This is a genomic window from Bradyrhizobium roseum, assembly GCF_030413175.1.
Taxonomy (GTDB): Bacteria; Pseudomonadota; Alphaproteobacteria; order Rhizobiales; family Xanthobacteraceae; genus Bradyrhizobium; species Bradyrhizobium roseum.
The window spans coordinates 5,773,932-5,790,094 of record NZ_CP129212.1 but is presented as its reverse complement, the minus strand read 5'-3'; the positions used below and the strand labels follow the sequence as shown (position 1 = coordinate 5,790,094).

At 64.1% G+C, this 16,163-nt stretch carries 15 protein-coding genes; 11 read left to right on the top strand and 4 right to left on the bottom strand.

The genetic code is table 11. The features are described 5' to 3' along the window. The first annotated feature begins 7 nt into the window (after positions 1 to 7). From urtD to QUH67_RS27335, 5 genes are all read left to right on the top strand, one after another. On the top strand, positions 8 to 763 hold the full coding sequence (gene urtD, locus QUH67_RS27355) for an urea ABC transporter ATP-binding protein UrtD (RefSeq protein ID WP_300942534.1): 756 nt from the start codon (positions 8 to 10) through the stop codon (positions 761 to 763). 10 nt (positions 764 to 773) lie between these two features. Further along, positions 774 to 1,463, top strand: a complete 690-nt coding sequence (gene urtE / locus QUH67_RS27350) for an urea ABC transporter ATP-binding subunit UrtE (RefSeq protein ID WP_300942533.1) — start codon at positions 774 to 776, stop codon at positions 1,461 to 1,463. 50 nt (positions 1,464 to 1,513) lie between these two features. Then, on the top strand, positions 1,514 to 2,743 hold the full coding sequence (gene fmdA, locus QUH67_RS27345; protein WP_300942531.1) for a formamidase: 1,230 nt from the start codon (positions 1,514 to 1,516) through the stop codon (positions 2,741 to 2,743). A 97-nt stretch (positions 2,744 to 2,840) separates the two neighbouring features. After that, the gene (locus QUH67_RS27340; protein ID WP_300942529.1) at positions 2,841 to 3,188 is read left to right on the top strand and encodes an FmdB family zinc ribbon protein; all 348 of its coding nucleotides are present in this window, start codon (positions 2,841 to 2,843) and stop codon (positions 3,186 to 3,188) included. Between the two features lie 43 nt (positions 3,189 to 3,231). Next, positions 3,232 to 4,272, top strand: coding sequence for an aliphatic amidase (locus tag QUH67_RS27335; protein WP_300942528.1), 1,041 nt, complete (start codon positions 3,232 to 3,234; stop codon positions 4,270 to 4,272). A 50-nt stretch (positions 4,273 to 4,322) separates the two neighbouring features. On the opposite strand, the gene QUH67_RS27330 is transcribed toward QUH67_RS27335, so the two are convergent. Continuing rightward, entirely contained in the window at positions 4,323 to 5,519 is a 1,197-nt protein-coding gene (locus QUH67_RS27330; protein WP_300942527.1) for an acetyl-CoA C-acyltransferase, read from the bottom strand. A 114-nt stretch (positions 5,520 to 5,633) separates the two neighbouring features. Here QUH67_RS27330 and QUH67_RS27325 point away from each other — a divergent pair, with 114 nt between their 5' ends. Both QUH67_RS27325 and QUH67_RS27320 read left to right on the top strand, forming a co-directional pair. Further along, positions 5,634 to 7,862: a VTT domain-containing protein gene (locus QUH67_RS27325; protein ID WP_300942526.1), complete on the top strand. Its 2,229-nt coding sequence runs from the start codon at positions 5,634 to 5,636 to the stop codon at positions 7,860 to 7,862. After that, positions 7,859 to 8,542 (top strand): endonuclease/exonuclease/phosphatase family protein, encoded by a 684-nt coding sequence (locus QUH67_RS27320; protein WP_300942525.1) that lies wholly within the window; start codon positions 7,859 to 7,861, stop codon positions 8,540 to 8,542. Before QUH67_RS27325 ends, QUH67_RS27320 begins: the two co-directional genes overlap by 4 nt. Before the next feature lie 6 nt (positions 8,543 to 8,548). Here the strand turns inward: QUH67_RS27320 and QUH67_RS27315 are convergent, their stop codons facing one another. Beyond that, positions 8,549 to 9,478, bottom strand: a complete 930-nt coding sequence (locus QUH67_RS27315; protein ID WP_300942524.1) for a dihydrodipicolinate synthase family protein — start codon at positions 9,476 to 9,478, stop codon at positions 8,549 to 8,551. A gap of 107 nt (positions 9,479 to 9,585) precedes the next feature. Here QUH67_RS27315 and QUH67_RS27310 point away from each other — a divergent pair, with 107 nt between their 5' ends. Next, complete coding sequence (locus tag QUH67_RS27310; RefSeq protein ID WP_300942523.1) at positions 9,586 to 10,770, top strand: CaiB/BaiF CoA transferase family protein; 1,185 nt, start codon at positions 9,586 to 9,588, stop codon at positions 10,768 to 10,770. 112 nt (positions 10,771 to 10,882) lie between these two features. On the opposite strand, the gene QUH67_RS27305 is transcribed toward QUH67_RS27310, so the two are convergent. Both QUH67_RS27305 and QUH67_RS27300 read right to left on the bottom strand, forming a co-directional pair. Then, a complete protein-coding gene (locus tag QUH67_RS27305; RefSeq protein ID WP_300948193.1) occupies positions 10,883 to 11,266 on the bottom strand; it encodes a nuclear transport factor 2 family protein in 384 nt (127 codons plus the stop codon). A 74-nt stretch (positions 11,267 to 11,340) separates the two neighbouring features. Beyond that, positions 11,341 to 11,739 carry a RidA family protein gene (locus QUH67_RS27300; protein WP_300942521.1) on the bottom strand — a complete coding sequence of 133 codons (399 nt, stop codon included), beginning with the start codon at positions 11,737 to 11,739 and terminating at the stop codon, positions 11,341 to 11,343. Between the two features lie 207 nt (positions 11,740 to 11,946). On the opposite strand from QUH67_RS27300, the gene QUH67_RS27295 reads away from it, so the two are divergent. The 3 genes from QUH67_RS27295 to QUH67_RS27285 all read left to right on the top strand — a co-directional run bounded on the left by QUH67_RS27295 (position 11,947) and on the right by QUH67_RS27285 (position 16,135). After that, positions 11,947 to 12,708: an SDR family NAD(P)-dependent oxidoreductase gene (locus tag QUH67_RS27295; protein WP_300942520.1), complete on the top strand. Its 762-nt coding sequence runs from the start codon at positions 11,947 to 11,949 to the stop codon at positions 12,706 to 12,708. A gap of 36 nt (positions 12,709 to 12,744) precedes the next feature. Next, positions 12,745 to 13,581 carry an enoyl-CoA hydratase family protein gene (locus tag QUH67_RS27290; protein ID WP_300942519.1) on the top strand — a complete coding sequence of 279 codons (837 nt, stop codon included), beginning with the start codon at positions 12,745 to 12,747 and terminating at the stop codon, positions 13,579 to 13,581. 205 nt (positions 13,582 to 13,786) lie between these two features. Next, complete coding sequence (locus tag QUH67_RS27285) at positions 13,787 to 16,135, top strand: bifunctional salicylyl-CoA 5-hydroxylase/oxidoreductase (RefSeq protein ID WP_300942518.1); 2,349 nt, start codon at positions 13,787 to 13,789, stop codon at positions 16,133 to 16,135. Positions 16,136 to 16,163 lie beyond the last annotated feature (28 nt).

Sequence of the window (16,163 nt, the reverse complement as noted above, 5' to 3'; positions counted from 1 at the left end):
GATCATCATGCTCATCGGTTCCCAGCCCAAGGAATTCCTGCTCGCGGTCGAAGCGCTCACCGTTTCCTTCGACGGCTTCAAGGCAGTCAACGATCTGTCCTTCTATGTCGAGGAGAACGAGATCCGCGTCATCATCGGCCCCAACGGCGCCGGCAAGACGACGGTGCTCGACCTGATCTGCGGCAAGACGCGCGCCACCTCCGGGTCGATCCAGTTTCGCGGCAAGGAACTGACGAAACTGAAGGAGAACGAGATCGTGCAGGCCGGCGTTGGCCGTAAATTCCAGACGCCGTCAGTGTTCGAAGACCTCACCGTGTTCGAGAATCTGGAAATCTCCTATCCGCGCGGCCGCACCGTGTTCGGTTCACTGACATTCCAGCGTGACGCAGCGGTGAAAGAAAGGGTCGACGAGGTCGCGGAAATGATCTTCCTGAAGGACCGGCTCCACACCTTTGCCGACGAGCTAAGCCATGGCCAGAAGCAGTGGCTGGAGATCGGCATGCTGCTGATCCAGGACCCGGACCTCCTGATGCTCGACGAACCCGTCGCCGGCATGAGCGTCTCCGAGCGCGCCAAGACCGCGGAACTGCTGAATCGTATCATCAAGGACCGCTCGGTGCTGGTCATCGAGCACGACATGAAATTCGTCGAGGACATCGCCCACAAGGTCACGGTGCTGCATCAGGGCCAGATTTTGTCTGAGGGGACGATGGAGAAAGTGAAGAACGATCCGAAGGTGATCGAAGTCTATCTGGGCCATTAAGGAGCAATCGATGCTGGCTATTTCGGATCTTCACGTCGCTTACGGCCAGAGCGAGGTGCTGCACGGCCTCAATGTCTCCGTCGCGCCCAACGAGATCGTCGCGATCATGGGCCGCAACGGCATGGGCAAGACTACGCTTATGAAGTCGCTGATGGGCATTTTGCCGACCAGGAGCGGCTCGGTCCGCATGGAAGGCACCGAGCTCAGCGCGCTGCCGAGCTATGAGCGCGTTGCCAAAGGCCTAGCCTATGTGCCGCAGGGCCGCATGATCTTCTCGACCATGACGGTGAAGGAGAACATCGAGACTGGTCTCGTCGTGTCCGGCGGCACGGAAGTGCCTGATGATATCTACGAACTGTTTCCCGTGCTGCTGGAGATGAAGGGCCGCCGCGGCGGCAATCTCTCCGGCGGACAGCAGCAGCAGCTCGCGATCGCCCGCGCGCTCGCCACCAAGCCAAAAGTGCTGCTGCTCGACGAGCCGACCGAGGGCATCCAGCCATCCATCATCAAGGACATGGCGCGCACGCTGAAGCGGATCCGCGACGAGCGCGGCCTGTCGATCGTCGTCTCAGAACAGGTGCTGAGTTTTGCGCTCGAGATCGCCGACCGCGTGCTCGTGATCGAGAACGGCGCGATCGTCCGCGACGACCCGCGCGACAGCGTCGATGCCGCGCAAGTTTCGAAATATCTGTCGGTTTAAGGAGCCTGGGAAGTGAACAGCAAATTGACTGGTAAAAAGGGGAGCATCTGATGCCAGAGACATTGATCAAGGTAGATCTTTCGCAGTCGGCCTACGAGAACGACAAGATCCACAATCGGTGGCATCCCGACATCCCGATGGTTTCATGGGTCAGCCCGGGCGACGATTTCATCATAGAGACCTACGACTGGACCGGCGGCTTCATCAAGAACAACGATTCCGCCGATGACGTGCGCGACATCGATTTGTCGATCGTGCATTTCCTGTCCGGCCCGATCGGCGTCAAGGGCGCCGAGCCCGGCGATCTCCTGGTGGTCGACCTGCTCGACGTCGGTCCGCTGAAGGAGAGCCTGTGGGGCTTTAACGGCTTCTTCTCCAAGCAGAACGGTGGCGGCTTCCTGACCGACCATTTCCCGCTGGCGCAGAAATCGATCTGGGACATCAAGGGCCTCTACACGTCGTCGCGCCACATTCCCGGCGTGAATTTCGCCGGCCTGATCCATCCCGGCCTGATCGGCTGTCTGCCCGATCCGAAATTGCTCGCGACCTGGAACGAGCGCGAGAACGCGTTGATCGCGACCAACCCGACCCGCGTGCCGGGCCTCGCCAATCCGCCGTTCGCTGCGACGGCGCATGCCGGCCAGGCCAAGGGCGACGTCAAGGCCAAGATCGGCGCCGAGGGCGCCCGCACCGTGCCGCCGCGCGAGCATGGCGGCAATTGCGACATCAAGGACCTGTCGCGCGGCTCGAAAATCTACTTCCCGGTCTATGTGCCGGGCGGCGGCCTCTCGATGGGCGACCTGCACTTCAGCCAGGGTGACGGCGAGATCACCTTCTGCGGCGCGATCGAAATGGCCGGTTGGCTGCATATCAAGGTCGATGTCATCAAGGACGGCGTCGCCAAATACGGTATCAAGAACCCCGTGTTCAAGCCGTCGCCGATCACGCCGAACTACAAGGACTATCTGATCTTCGAGGGCATCTCGGTCGACGAGGCCGGCAAGCAGCATTACCTCGACGTTCACATCGCCTATCGCCAGGCCTGCTTGAACGCGATCGAGTACCTGAAGAAGTTCGGCTATTCCGGCGCGCAGGCCTATTCGATCCTCGGCACGGCGCCGTGCCAGGGCCACATCTCCGGCGTCGTCGACGTGCCCAACGCCTGCGCCACGCTGTGGCTGCCGACGGAAATCTTCGACTTCGACATCATGCCGTCGTCGGCGGGTCCGATCAAACATATCACCGGCGACATCCAGATGCCGATCTCGCCGGACAAGTGATCCCTGCGCGAGAAGGATGCGGGATGGCCGAACGCGTGCCGCCGCCCGCATCCATCATCGCGAAGCCGCTACGAAAACACTCGCGCGAGGAAAACAGATGCCTGTCTACGAATATCTCTGCAACGATTGCGGCCCGTTCACGGACATGCGGCCGATGGCCGAGTGCGACGATCCGCAGGACTGCCCGCGCTGCGAAAGTGAGTCGCCGCGGGTGATCCTGACCGCGCCGGCGTTCTTCTGCATGCCGTCGGACAAACGCAAGGCCATCGCCACCAACGAGCGCAGCGCCCACGCACCGAAAACGGTTGCTGAGTACAAGGCCGCCCACGGCCCCGGTTGCGGCTGCTGCTCGACCGGCAAGAAGAAGCCGGCGCGGCTGATGACCCAATCGAAAAGCGGCGCCAAGGGCTTCCCGACCGCGCGGCCCTGGATGATCAGCCACTGACGCGCGATCTGTCAAAATCCGAACCCGAACGAGAGGCGATCCCATGCTCCACGGTGACATTTCCTCCAGCAACGACACGGTGGGCGTCGCCGTCGTCAATTACAAGATGCCGCGGCTGCACACCAAGGCCGAGGTGCTCGACAACGCGCGCAACATCGCTGACATGATCGCGGGCATGAAGCTCGGCCTGCCGGGCATGGATCTCGTGATCTTCCCGGAATATTCCACCCATGGCATTATGTACGACTCCAAGGAGATGTACGAGACGGCCTCGTCGGTGCCGGGCGACGAAACCGAGATCTTTGCGGAGGCCTGCCGCAAGTCGAAGGTCTGGGGCGTGTTCTCGCTCACCGGCGAGCGTCATGAGGAGCATCCGCACAAGGCGCCGTACAACACGCTGATTCTGATGAACGACAAGGGCGAGATCGTGCAGAAGTACCGCAAGATCATGCCATGGGTTCCGATCGAGGGCTGGTATCCCGGCAATTGCACGTACGTATCCGAAGGCCCGAAGGGCCTGAAGGTCAGCCTGATCATCTGCGACGACGGCAACTATCCGGAGATCTGGCGCGACTGCGCCATGAAGGGCGCCGAACTGATCGTGCGCTGCCAGGGCTATATGTATCCGGCCAAGGAACAGCAGGTGATGATTTCCAAGGCGATGGCCTGGGCCAACAACGTGTATGTCGCGGTCGCCAACGCCGCCGGCTTCGACGGCGTCTATTCGTATTTCGGCCACTCCGCGATCATCGGCTTCGACGGCCGCACCCTCGGCGAGACCGGCGAGGAGGAAAACGGCATTCAATACGCCGCGCTGTCAAAACATTTGATCCGCGACGCCCGCCGCAACGGCCAGTCGCAGAACCACCTCTTCAAGCTGGTGCATCGCGGCTATACCGGCATGATCAATTCCGGTGACGGCGCAAAGGGCGTCGCGACCTGCCCCTACGATTTCTATGCCAAGTGGATCGCCGATCCCGAAGGCACCCGGGAAATGGTCGAGGCGATGACACGTCCGACGGTCGGCACGGATGAGTGCCCGATCGACGGCATCCCGAACCAGAGGACGGCGACCAACTACTAGCCTGTGACTGGGCGGCTATACTCAGCCGCCCGCGAACCCTTGCTTCGAGATCAGCGCCCGACACGCTCGACGGCAATCGCAGTGGCTTCGCCGCCGCCGATGCACAGGGCGGCGACGCCGCGTTTCAGGTTGCGCGCTTCCAGCGCATGCAACAGCGTCACGATCAGCCGCGCGCCGGTGGCGCCGATCGGGTGGCCGAGCGCGCAGGCCCCGCCATTGACGTTGAGTTTCTCCCGGGGGATGCCAAGGTCCTTCTGCGCCGCCATCGCCACCACCGCGAAGGCTTCGTTGATCTCGAACAAATCGACATCGCCGACGCTCCAGCCCACTTTATCCAGCAGCTTGCGGATCGCCGGGATAGGGGCGGTGGTGAACCATTGCGGCTCTTGGCTGTGGGTGGTGTGGCCCTTGATCTCGGCAAGCAACGGCAGGCCGTCCCGATCGGCGAGTGAACGTTTTGCGAGAATGAGTGCGGCGGCGCCGTCGGCATTGGCGGAGGAGGCGGCCGGCGTGATGGTGCCGTTGGCGCGAAACGCGGGTTTCAGTCCGGGAATTTTTGCAGGATCCACCTTGAGCGGATGTTCGTCATTGGCGATGACGCGCGGGCCGGTCTTCTCGGTCAATGTCAGCGGCGCGATCTCGGCGCTGAACGCGCCACCCTCGACCGCCTTGCGGGCGCGGCTCAGCGTCTCCATCGCATAAGCGTCCTGGTCCGTGCGGGTGAACTGATACGCCTCCGCGGTGGCCTCGCCGAAGTCGCCCATCGATCGGCCGCTCTCGTAGGCGTCTTCCAGCCCGTCCATCATCATGTGATCGATGATCCGGTCATGGCCGGCGCGATAGCCGCCGCGCGCTTTCGCCAGCAGATAGGGCGCGTTGCTCATGCTCTCCATGCCGCCGGCCAGCACGATGTCCGCCGAGCCGGCGTTGATGATGTCGTGGGCCAGCATGGTCGCCTTCATGCCGGAGCCGCAGACCTTGTTGACCGTGGTGGCGCCGGTGGCGTCGGGCAATCCGGCGCCACGCGCCGCTTGCCGCGCCGGCGCCTGGCCCTGTCCGGCCGGCAGCACGTTGCCCAAAAGCACCTCGTCGACGCGCTCCGGCGGCAGTTTCGCCCGCTGCAGCGCCGCGCCGATCACATGCGCGCCGAGCTTGTGCGCGCTGAACGGGGACAGTTCGCCCATGAATCGCCCCAGCGGCGTGCGGGCGGCGGAAAGGATGACGACGGGATCGGGGCTTGCGGACATCGCGGCTTCTCCTGTTCGATCGCTATTATATGACGATAGTCATATATAAGAGATTTGCAATGGGATGCGTGTTGCCTGCGACCAGGCGCCATCGATCGGGAGCGCCGCATTTCCGTGGAAATTCCTGAGCAAAAACAATCCCGGCTGTGGAACCCTGATGGCCTGAAGGCGTTTGTTCGGGCGGACCGGCCTCCGCCCGTCGTCCCGCGTTCATGTCCTGTCTCGCCGAGGTGCCCTCTGCTGCAGAGCTCATCCATCCTCACCCCGGGCGATACCGTCTGGCGCAAGTGCAAGGCAGGGCGGCTGGCAATCCTGAATGATGCCGCCGCCTATTTCGCGGCGTTGCGCGCGGCGCTGCTGCTGGCGACGCGGCAGGTCTATATCATCGGCTGGGACATCCACAGCCTGACCCGCTTCGTCGGTCCGTCCGGCCAGGCCGACGACGGCTATCCGGAAGAACTCGGCGCGTTCCTCAAGGCGCTGCTCAAGGCAAGGCCCGGCTTGCGGATCGACATCCTGAGCTGGGATTTTCCGCCCCTCTACGCGGCGGAGCGGGAATGGAATTCTCCCGCGAAATTCACCGCGGGCGCGCCGGACCGGCTTCGCTTCTGCTTCGACTCCAGCCTTCCTCTGGGTTCGGCGCAGCACCAGAAGATCGTCGTCATCGATGGCGTGCTCGCCTTCTCCGGCGGTCTCGATTTGACGATCAGGCGCTGGGACAGCAGCGCGCACGCGGCCGATGATCCGCTCCGCGTCGATCCCGACGGAAAGCCCTATCCGCCGTTTCACGACGTGCAGTGCATGGTGGATGGCGAAGCCGCTGCCTGCCTGAGGGAAGTGGCCGAGGGCAGGTGGCGCGCCGCCGGCTGCGCGGTGACAAAATCCGCCGCGGTCACCGGCGACCGCTGGCCGGCTGCGATTCCGGTGCAGGTGCGCGACATGACGGCAGGCATCGCCCGGACCGGCATCACCATCGCGGGTGACGCCGGCGCGCACGAGGTGGCGCGGCTGTTCGAGGCGTCCATCAATATGGCCGACCGCTTCATCTATATCGAGAACCAGTTCACCAGCGCCGTCGACATCGCGCGTCTGTTGGTGCAGCGGATGCTGGACGTGCCGCAGCTCAAAGTCCTCATCGTCACGCCCAAAATGCATTCGTCCTGGTTCGAATCGCAGGCGATGCAGAGCGGCCGTGGCGGGTTCATCGCCCAGTTCGTGGCGGCCGATGTTGTGGACCGCGTTCGCTTCCTCTATCCGTCGACGCGGGGCGCGGACGGGTCGGCGTCGGCCGTCATGGTGCACAGCAAGGTGATGATAACAGACGATCGCTTCCTTCGCATCGGCTCCGCCAATATCAACAACCGCTCGATGGGCGCCGACACCGAATGCGATCTGGCCTTCGAGGCGACGTCGGAGAAGCAGCAGGAATATATCGCCCGGTTTCGCCGCCAGATGATCGGGCATTTCTGCGGCGCCGACGAACGCGAGATCGAGGACAACGAGGCCGATCTGTTCGGATATCTCGATCGCCTCGCGGCGAGCGACCGCGAAAAATCGCTGCAGCCGATCGATCCGGCGGCGACGGAAGGCGGGCTTGCGACCGTCGTGCAACCCGTCGCCGACCCCCGCGAACCGCTTCATCTCGACCGGGCCGCCACCCGCATGTGGACGGCGCGTACGATCCTTGCCGTGCTCGGCCTCGTCGCCGCGCTCGCCGGCCTCGCGCTGGCCTGGCAATATACGTCGCTGAAGGATTTTGCCGATGTCGGCTTCGTCTCCTCGGTGATCGCGCAACCGGCGCGGTCGCAGTTCGCGCCGCTGCTGGCGATTGCCGCCTTCGTGGTCGGCGGTCTCGTGGTCTTTCCGGTGCTGGTGCTGATCGCGGCGACGGCGGCGGCGCTCGGGCCTTGGATGGGTTTTGTCAGCGCCGGCATCGGCGTGCTGCTCAGCGCGTTGACGCTGTTCCTGATCGGCCGGTTCCTGGGCCATGTCCGGCTGCAGCGGCTGCTCGGACGCCGGGCGGCGCGGATCCAGCGCCGCGTCATCGACAAGGGCGTCGTCGCGGTCGCGATGATCCGGATGGTCCCGATCGCGCCCTTTTCGGTGGTAAATCTCGTGGCGGGCGCCAGCGAGTTGAGCCTGCGCGATTTCATGCTCGGCACGGCGCTCGGCATGGCGCCGGGCATCGCGGTCATGGCCGCCCTCGGCGCGCAGATCGCCGATCTCGCCCGAAACGCGTCATGGGGCAATGTCCTGCTGCTGGCGCTGGCGATCGCGGCCTGGATCGCGCTTTGCCTCGCCGTGCAGTTCCTGGTGACCTGGATGGCGGGACGCCGAAGGTGACGTCAACGCTTCGCATCATGACGTGGAACGTCCACGGCACGTTTATGCTCAATCCAAGATTCGACCTCGACGGCGTCTGCGCCATCATTCGCCACTGGTCTCCGGATATCGTGGCGCTGCAGGAGGTCGACTCACGCGGACGGACCGACGACCCCTTTGCGCTGCTGGCCAAGGCCGTCGGCGAGCACAGCATCGATGCGCGGTCGATCGTCACCAAGGACGGCGACTATGGCCAGGTGCTGATGAGCCGCTGGCCTTTCATCGAGCCACCGACGGTTTCCGACGTCTCGTACGAGGAACGTGAGCCGCGCCGCGCCATCGCGGCACGTATCCTCTTCAAGCAGGCGGAGGTCAGGGTCATCGCCACCCATCTCGGCCTGAGCATCCATGAACGGCACGCGCAGGCGCATGCGCTGGCCGAACTGGTGCGGCCGACGCGCACGATCGTACTCGGCGACTTTAACGACTGGTTCTGGGTCAAATCAGTGCGCGGCGTGCTGGCGCGGATTTGCCCGGTGCGCACGCGCCTGCGGACATTTCCGGCCCGGCTGCCGATGATGCGGCTTGACCGGATCTATGCCTCGCCGGACCTCATCATCCGCTCGGCCTGGACCGACCGCAAGGCGCGCGCCTATTCGGACCATCTGCCCGTCATCGCCGACGTCGCACTTCCGGAATAGGGGGCCTTATTGGCCCCAGCGCAGCACCACGGGATCGAGCGTGCGGGCAATCTCGATCAGCCCCGCGCGCGCCTCGGGGCGAACGTTCTGAAGTGGGTGTCGAACCGCGGCCGAGCCGATCACGCCGCCTTCCTGCATCAGGATCTTGGCAGCCTGCAGGCCGCATTGACGGTTCTCCCAATTGATCAGCGGCAGCCAGCGGGCATAGGCCGCCATCGCTTCGTTGCGGCGGCCCGCCAGATAGGGATCGACGATCTGCCGGATACCGTCAGGATATCCGCCGCCGGTCATGGCGCCGGTCGCGCCCGCGTCGAGGTCGGCCATCAGCGTGATCGCTTCCTCGCCGTCCCACGGCCCTTCGACGCTGTCGCCGCCGGCCGCGATCAGGTCGCGCAGCTTTGCGGCGGCCATCGGCACCTCGATCTTGAAATAGCTGACATTCGCAATCTCCCGCGCCATGCGGGCCAGCAGGTCGACCGACAGCGGCGTGCCGGCGACCGGCGCATCCTGGATCATGATCGGGATGTCGATGGCGTCGGACACGGTGCGATAGAAATCGAAGATCGCCTTTTCCGGCACGCGGAACGTGGCGCCGTGATAGGGCGGCATGATCATCACCATCGCAGCCCCCGCGTCCTGGGCCTGCCGGCTGCGCTCGGCGCAGACCCGTGAGCCGAAATGCGTCGTCGTCACGATCACAGGCACCCTTCCGGCGACATGCGCCAGCGCCACCTGCATCACCTGTTCGCGCTCGGCGTCGGTCAGCACAAACTGCTCGGAGAAATTGGCCAGGATGCACAGCCCGTTGGAGCCGGCGTCGATCATGAAATCGACGCAGCGGCGCTGCCCCGCCAGATCGAGCGCGCCACGCTCGTCGAAGATGGTCGGAACGACGGGGAATACGCCGCGATAGGGCCGTTGTGCTGTCGATGGCATGAGGGATGTTCCATTCGATCGGGATCGGTGATTGTATGGCCGGCCAGTGCATTGAGCAACACGAATGCCTCGGCCGATCCGGCGAGCCAAGAACAAGGAAATGATCGATGGGGGGAGTTTTGGAGGGCGTTCGCGTCCTCGATTTCGGGCGCTATATCGCAGGGCCGTATTGCGCGACATTGCTGGCGGAATTCGGCGCGGAAGTCATCCGCGTCGAGAAGCGCGACGGCAGTGAGGATCGCTTTGTCGCCCCCGTCGGCGAAGGCGGCGAGGGCGCGCTGTTCCTGCAGGTCAACCGCAACAAGAAGTGCATCACGCTCGATCCGATGAAGCCGGAGGGGCAGGAGGTGATGCGCCGGCTGATCGCGACCGCCGACGTCGTGGTCGCCAATCTGCCGCCGCAGACGCTGCGGGCGATGAAGCTCGATTACGACTCGCTGAAGGCGATCAAGCCGGACATTATCCTGACCACCGCGACCGCATTCGGCGGGCCGGGGCCGTGGTCGGACCGCGTCGGCTTCGACGGCGTCGGCCAGGTGATGTCGGGCGCGGTCTACATGACCGGCAAGGGCGATCCGCCATACCGCGCCGCGGTGAACTGGGTCGATTTCGGCACCGCGCTGCATTGTGCGTTCGGCACGCTCGCCGCCCTGATGGAGCGCGGCAAATCCGGGCGCGGCCAGATCGTCGAGGGCGCGCTGCTGGCGACCGCGCTGTCCTTCACCAACGCGGCCCTGATCGAGCAGGCGGTGATCGCGGCCAACCGGGTGCCGACCGGCAATCTCGGCCAGACCGCGGCACCCGTCGATATCTACCGCACCAAAGACGGCTGGGTGCTGTGCCAGGTCACCGGACACCCATTGTTCATCCGCTGGGCCAAGCTGATGGGTGAGGATCATTGGCTGCAGGATCCGCGGTTCGCCGACGACCTCAAGCGCGGCAACAACGGCCCGGTCATCAGCGAACGCATGGCGCGCTGGTGCGCCGAGCGCACCACGGAGGAAGCGCTCGACACGCTCGGCAAGGCGATGATCCCCGCTGGTCCAGTGTTGAGCCCGCAACAGGCGCTGGACCATCCACATATCCGCGCCGCCGGCTTCATGCAGGATGTGGACTATCCGGGCTTGCCGAAATCAGCGCCGACCGCGCGCGTCGCGGTGCGGCTGTCGGAAACGCCGGGCGAGATCGTCTCGCGCCCGCCGACGCTCGGCGAGCATACCGATCGAGTGCTCGCCGATCTCGGCTACAATGCAGATGCCATCGCCGCACTTCGCCAAGGCGGGATCATCTGACATGCAGAGTGGGCCGAGGTAAAACGCGACATGCCTGGCATCTCTCGGTAGTGCGTAATTGGAGTTGGTTACACGCTTGGGTTCGCTTTGCCGCGCCGAAGGTGCGGAAAAATCAGAACATGCCGTTCGGGTTGGCCGACTGCTGCGGGATAACCTGCAGGACGTCCCAATGCTCGACGATCTTTCCTCGTTCGTCGAGCCGGAAGATATCGATCCCCGCGTAGTCATGATCGCCCGGCCAGTGCTGGAAGCAGTGAAGAACGACATACTCGCCCTCGGCGATAGCCCGCTTTATCTCGACTCGCTTGCCGGGCCATTCGCGCGCCATTCGTTCGAAATAAGCGATGAAGCCGTCCGTTCCCGTCGCGACGTGCGGATTGTGTTGAATATAGTCATCACCGACATACAGCTCGACGGCCTGATCCGGTTTGCACTCGTTGAACATCAACCGGTAGAAGGCGACCACATTCGCCTTGTTGCGCTCCAAGTCCTGCACCGAAATCCCCTTTTTACCAGCCAAAGACGGCACCTGCCTGGACTCCGCTTCTCCGAACGTTGCGCACCAGCATTTCAGCCGTCGTTCGGGATGCGTGCTATGACCTTGATCTCAAAATCAAATCCGGCAAGCCAGTTGACTCCCACGGCTGTGATGTTCGGATATGGCGGTTCGCCGAGATGGTTGTCGCGGACTTTCAGAAACGTTTCGAGCTGTGCTTCGGGATCGGTATGGAACGTCGTGACATCGACGACGTCTGCGAGGGTACATCCCGCGGCTTCGAGCACAGCCTTCAGGTTTTCAAAGGCAAGCTCGACCTGACGCTCAAACACCGGCTCAGGCGTGCCATCCTCGCGGGAGCCGACTTGACCCGAGACGAACAGGAGGTCACCCGATCGGATCGCCGCCGAGTACTTGTATTTCTCGTACAGCGCTCGCCTTCCAGCAGGAAACACCGCTTGTCTCTGCGTCATGACGATCTCCCTATCTCATGGTCCGTGAAACAGGTTTAACCCAGCATGCGAGCCAAAGTTCATACCGTCATGCGGAGCCGTTCGCAATTGCAGCCGTCACGCTGCTCCGGGAAAGGTCAACGCTTTTCTTGCGCGAGCGAGGGCGCTTTCTTGCAAAAGCTTGAAGTTTAAAATATATCCTGAAGCCCCACTATGGAGGCTTGGCCGATGTCCCCCTTGTCGCGTTCCTCCCATGCGCTCGTTACCGGCGGCGGGCGGGGCATTGGACTGGCGGTAGCGGCGGCGCTTTCGAAGGCCGGTGCGACGGTCACGGTGCTCGGCCGCAACCGCGCGACGCTGGACGCGGCGGTGGCCTCCGGAGCCGCGCAGTTCGCAGCCGTCGCCGACGTCGCCGATCAGGCCTCGGTGACATCAGCCATCGCGGAAGCCGCCGCGCGGCAACCGATCGACATTCTCGTCGCCAATGCGGGTGCTGCGGAATCGGCGCCGTTCGGCCGCTCCGACGCGGCATTGTTCCAGCGCATGATGGACGTCAATTTCATGGGCGTGGTCCACGCCGCGCAGGCGGTGCTGCCCGGGATGATCGAGCGCCGCCGCGGCCGCATCGTCGCCGTCGCGTCCACCGCTGGCCTCAAGGGCTACGCCTATGTCTCGGCCTATAGCGCCGCCAAACATGCGGTCATCGGCCTCGTCCGTTCGCTGGCGCTGGAAACCGCAAAGAGCGGCGTCACCGTCAACGCCGTCTGCCCCGGTTTCACCGAAACCGACTTGCTGGAAGGCTCGATCGACAACATCATCAAGAAGACCGGCCGCAGCCGCGAGCAGGCCATCGCCGAACTGTCCAAGCACAATCCGCAGGGGCGCCTCGTCGCGCCGTCGGAAGTGGCCGATGCCGTGCTCTGGCTCTGCGGCGAGGGCGCCGTCTCGATCACCGGACAAGCCATCGCAGTGGCCGGCGGCGAAGTCTGACCGGCCGACGACAACAACGCAATTCAGGGAGATTTTATGAGCAAGCCCGCCAACCCCGTCACGCTGCCGCTGGCCGACTATTCGCCGAAACACTTTCTGCTGGCCGTGGTCGATCGCGTCGCCACCGTCACGCTTAATCGTCCCGAGCGGAAGAATCCGCTCACCTTCGACAGCTACCGCGAACTCACCGATTTCTTCCGCGCCTGCGCGATGGACGACGAGGTCAAGACCATCGTCGTGACCGGCGCGGGCGGAAACTTTTCGTCCGGCGGCGACGTGTTCGAGATCATCGGCCCGTTGATCCAGATGGACACCAAGGGTCTGACCGCCTTTACCCGCATGACCGGCGATCTCGTGAAGGCGATGCGGGCGTGCCCGCAGCCGATCGTTGCGGCCGTCGAAGGCATCTGCGCCGGCGCGGGCGCGATCGTCGCGATGGCGTCCGACCTGCGTCTGGCTGCCACCGGCGCCAAGGTCGCGTTCCTGTTCAACAAGGTCGGCCTCGCCGGCTGCGACATGGGCGCCTGCGCGATCCTGCCGCGCATCATCGGCCAGTCGCGGGCCTCGGAACTGCTCTACACCGGCCGCTTCATGACCGCGGAGGAGGGCGAGAAATGGGGCTTCTTCAGCCGCATCGTCACGCCGGAGACGGTGCTCGCGCAAGCGCAACTCCTGGCCACGCAGATTGCCGCAGGTCCGACTTTCGCCAACACCATGACCAAGCGCATGCTGGCGATGGAATGGGCCATGTCGGTGGAAGAGGCGATCGAGGCCGAAGCCGTGGCGCAGGCGCTGTGCATGACCACGGAAGATTTCGGCCGCGCTTTCGAGGCGTTCTCGAACAAGCGGACGCCGGTATTTGAGGGGAATTGAGCGTTGTCCCCGCATGGCAGGAGGCGCGTTGGCGCCGTCTCGAACCATGCCGGCCCCGATCTCGCCCGTGGCCCATCCTTCGAGACGCTTGCGGCGCAAGCTCCTCGGGATGAGGGCGGAGGATGTGACAAGCAACCCCCTTGCTCCCAAATTACTTTAGGCTTAAAGTAATTCCCGTTCCGACAGCCTGTTTCGGAGGCGGCAGATGAAGATCGCGATTATCGGCGGCGGACCGGCCGGTCTCTACGCCGCGATCCTCCTGAAGAAGCAGCGGCCGCAGGCCGAGATCACGGTCTATGAGCGCAACCGCGCCGACGACACGTTTGGCTTCGGTGTGGTGTTCTCCGACGCCACGCTGGACAATTTCGAGAAATACGATCCGCCGAGCTACCGCCGCATCACGCAGGAGTTCGCCTATTGGGACGACATCGCGGTGCATTTCCGCGGCACCGTGCATCGCGTCGGCGGCAACGGCTTTTGCGGCTGCTCGCGCCGCACGCTACTGCTGATCTTGCAGGAGCGTGCCCGCGAACTTGGCGTGACGCTGCTGTTCGAGGCCGACGTCGATGACGAGGCGCAATTCGCCGATGCCGATCTGATCGTCCTCGCCGACGGCATCAACAGCCGTTTCCGCGACAAATACATCGGGCACTTTCGGCCCGAAATCGACCTGCGCTCCAACAAGTTCGCCTGGATGGGGTCGACCAAGCCGCTCGACGCCTTCACGTTCATCTTCGAGGAGACCGAGTGGGGCCCCTTCATCGCCCACGCCTATCAGTACGAGATGGGCCACTCGACCTGGATCTTCGAGACCGACGCCGAGACCTTCAAGCGCGCCGGCCTCGAGGGATTGGACGAACGCCAATCCGCTGACCGCATGTCGCAGATCTTCGGCAAATTCCTCGACGGTTATCCGCTGCTGACCAACCGTTCGATGTGGCGCAATTTTCCGATGATCCGCAGCCAGCGCTGGGTCAAGGACAACATGGTGCTGCTCGGCGACGCCAAGGCGACCGCGCATTTCTCGATCGGCTCCGGCACCAAGCTCGCGATGGAAGACGCGATTGCGCTGGTCGATGCGATGGCGCAGGCGCCGACCGTCGAGGCCGCCTTGCAGGCCTACGAGCACGGCCGGCGCGAGGAGGTCGAGAAGATCCAGCACGCCGCCGACGTATCGCTGGTCTGGTTCGAGCATGTCGATCGCTTCTGGGATTTCGATCCCGTGCAGTTCGCGTTTGGCGTCATGACCCGCGCCAAGGCGATCACCTATGACAATTTGACGCTGCGCGCGCCGGAGTTCGTTCGCGAGGTCGACAAGGCGTTCGCAATGCAGGTTCGCGGCAAGGGCTTCGATGTCGACATCGACAAGCCCGTGGCGCCGATGTTCCAGCCGCTGAAACTGCGCGACATGCAGGTCGCCAACCGCGCGGTCGTCTCGCCGATGTGCATGTATTCCGCGCAGGAAGGCGTGCCCGGCGATTTCCATCTGGTGCATTACGGCTCGCGCGCGATCGGCGGCGCCGGCTTGATTTTCACCGAGATGACCTGTGTCGGCCGCGACGCCCGCATCACCCCCGGCTGCGCCGGCCTGTGGAACGATGAGCAGCAGGCCGCATGGACACGGATCGTGGATTTCGTCCACGCCAATTCGGCGGCAAAGATCTGCCTGCAGCTCGGGCATGCCGGCCGCAAGGGCGCGACCAAGCTGATGTGGGACGGCATGGACCGGCCGCTGGAGCAGGGCGGCTGGGACACGATCTCGGCGTCGCCATTGCCTTACTTTCCCGACAGCCAGGTGCCGCGCGAGATGGATCGTGCGGCGATGGATGGCGTCAAGCAGGAGTTCGTGGCCTCTGCCTTGCGCGGCGACGCCTGCGGCTTCGACATGCTGGAGCTGCACTGCGCCCACGGCTATCTGCTGGCGAGTTTCATCTCGCCGCTGACCAACGCGCGCACCGACGACTATGGCGGTTCGCTGGAAAATCGCCTGCGCTATCCGCTGGAGGTGTTCGCGGCGATCCGCGCGGCATGGCCCGCGCACAAGCCGATGTCGGTCCGCATCTCCGCCACCGACTGGGCCGCCGGTGGCATCACCGGCGACGACGCGGTGGCGATCGCGCGCGCGTTCGGCGACGCCGGCGTCGACCTGGTCGATGTTTCGACCGGACAGACCGTGCGCGATGCGCAGCCGATCTATGGCCGCATGTTCCAGACCCCGTTCTCGGATCAGGTCCGGAACGAAGCCCGGGTTGCCACCATGTGTGTCGGCAACATCACGTCCGCCGATCAGGTCAATACCATTCTGGCCGCCGGCCGCGCCGACCTGGTGGCGCTGGGCCGGCCGCACCTGGTCGACCCGTCCTTTACGATGCGGGCGGCCGCCTGGTACGGCGCCGATATCGCCTGTCCGCCGCAATATCTGCCCGGCAAGGAGCAGATCTTCCGCAACAGCGTGCGCGACCGGCAGGATTTCGAGGACCTCAAAATTAAGGGTAAGCCGAAAACCCGCGCCGAGCTGAAAGCCGAGGCGACAAAGCCGCTTGCAGCCGAATAGCCCGGATGGCAGGCTTGCTTCTTCTCCC

What these genes read in the sequence shown, in the direction of transcription:
- urtD (WP_300942534.1), top strand. Translation starts at nt 8, where the DNA reads ATGCTCATCGGTTCCCAGCCCAAGGAATTCCTGCTCGCGGTCGAAGCG.
- urtE (WP_300942533.1), top strand. Translation starts at nt 774, where the DNA reads ATGCTGGCTATTTCGGATCTTCACGTCGCTTACGGCCAGAGCGAGGTG.
- fmdA (WP_300942531.1), top strand. Translation starts at nt 1,514, where the DNA reads ATGCCAGAGACATTGATCAAGGTAGATCTTTCGCAGTCGGCCTACGAG.
- QUH67_RS27340 (WP_300942529.1), top strand. Translation starts at nt 2,841, where the DNA reads ATGCCTGTCTACGAATATCTCTGCAACGATTGCGGCCCGTTCACGGAC.
- QUH67_RS27335 (WP_300942528.1), top strand. Translation starts at nt 3,232, where the DNA reads ATGCTCCACGGTGACATTTCCTCCAGCAACGACACGGTGGGCGTCGCC.
- QUH67_RS27330 (WP_300942527.1), bottom strand. Translation starts at nt 5,519, where the DNA reads ATGTCCGCAAGCCCCGATCCCGTCGTCATCCTTTCCGCCGCCCGCACG.
- QUH67_RS27315 (WP_300942524.1), bottom strand. Translation starts at nt 9,478, where the DNA reads ATGCCATCGACAGCACAACGGCCCTATCGCGGCGTATTCCCCGTCGTT.
- QUH67_RS27310 (WP_300942523.1), top strand. Translation starts at nt 9,586, where the DNA reads ATGGGGGGAGTTTTGGAGGGCGTTCGCGTCCTCGATTTCGGGCGCTAT.
- QUH67_RS27300 (WP_300942521.1), bottom strand. Translation starts at nt 11,739, where the DNA reads ATGACGCAGAGACAAGCGGTGTTTCCTGCTGGAAGGCGAGCGCTGTAC.
- QUH67_RS27295 (WP_300942520.1), top strand. Translation starts at nt 11,947, where the DNA reads ATGTCCCCCTTGTCGCGTTCCTCCCATGCGCTCGTTACCGGCGGCGGG.
- QUH67_RS27290 (WP_300942519.1), top strand. Translation starts at nt 12,745, where the DNA reads ATGAGCAAGCCCGCCAACCCCGTCACGCTGCCGCTGGCCGACTATTCG.
- QUH67_RS27285 (WP_300942518.1), top strand. Translation starts at nt 13,787, where the DNA reads ATGAAGATCGCGATTATCGGCGGCGGACCGGCCGGTCTCTACGCCGCG.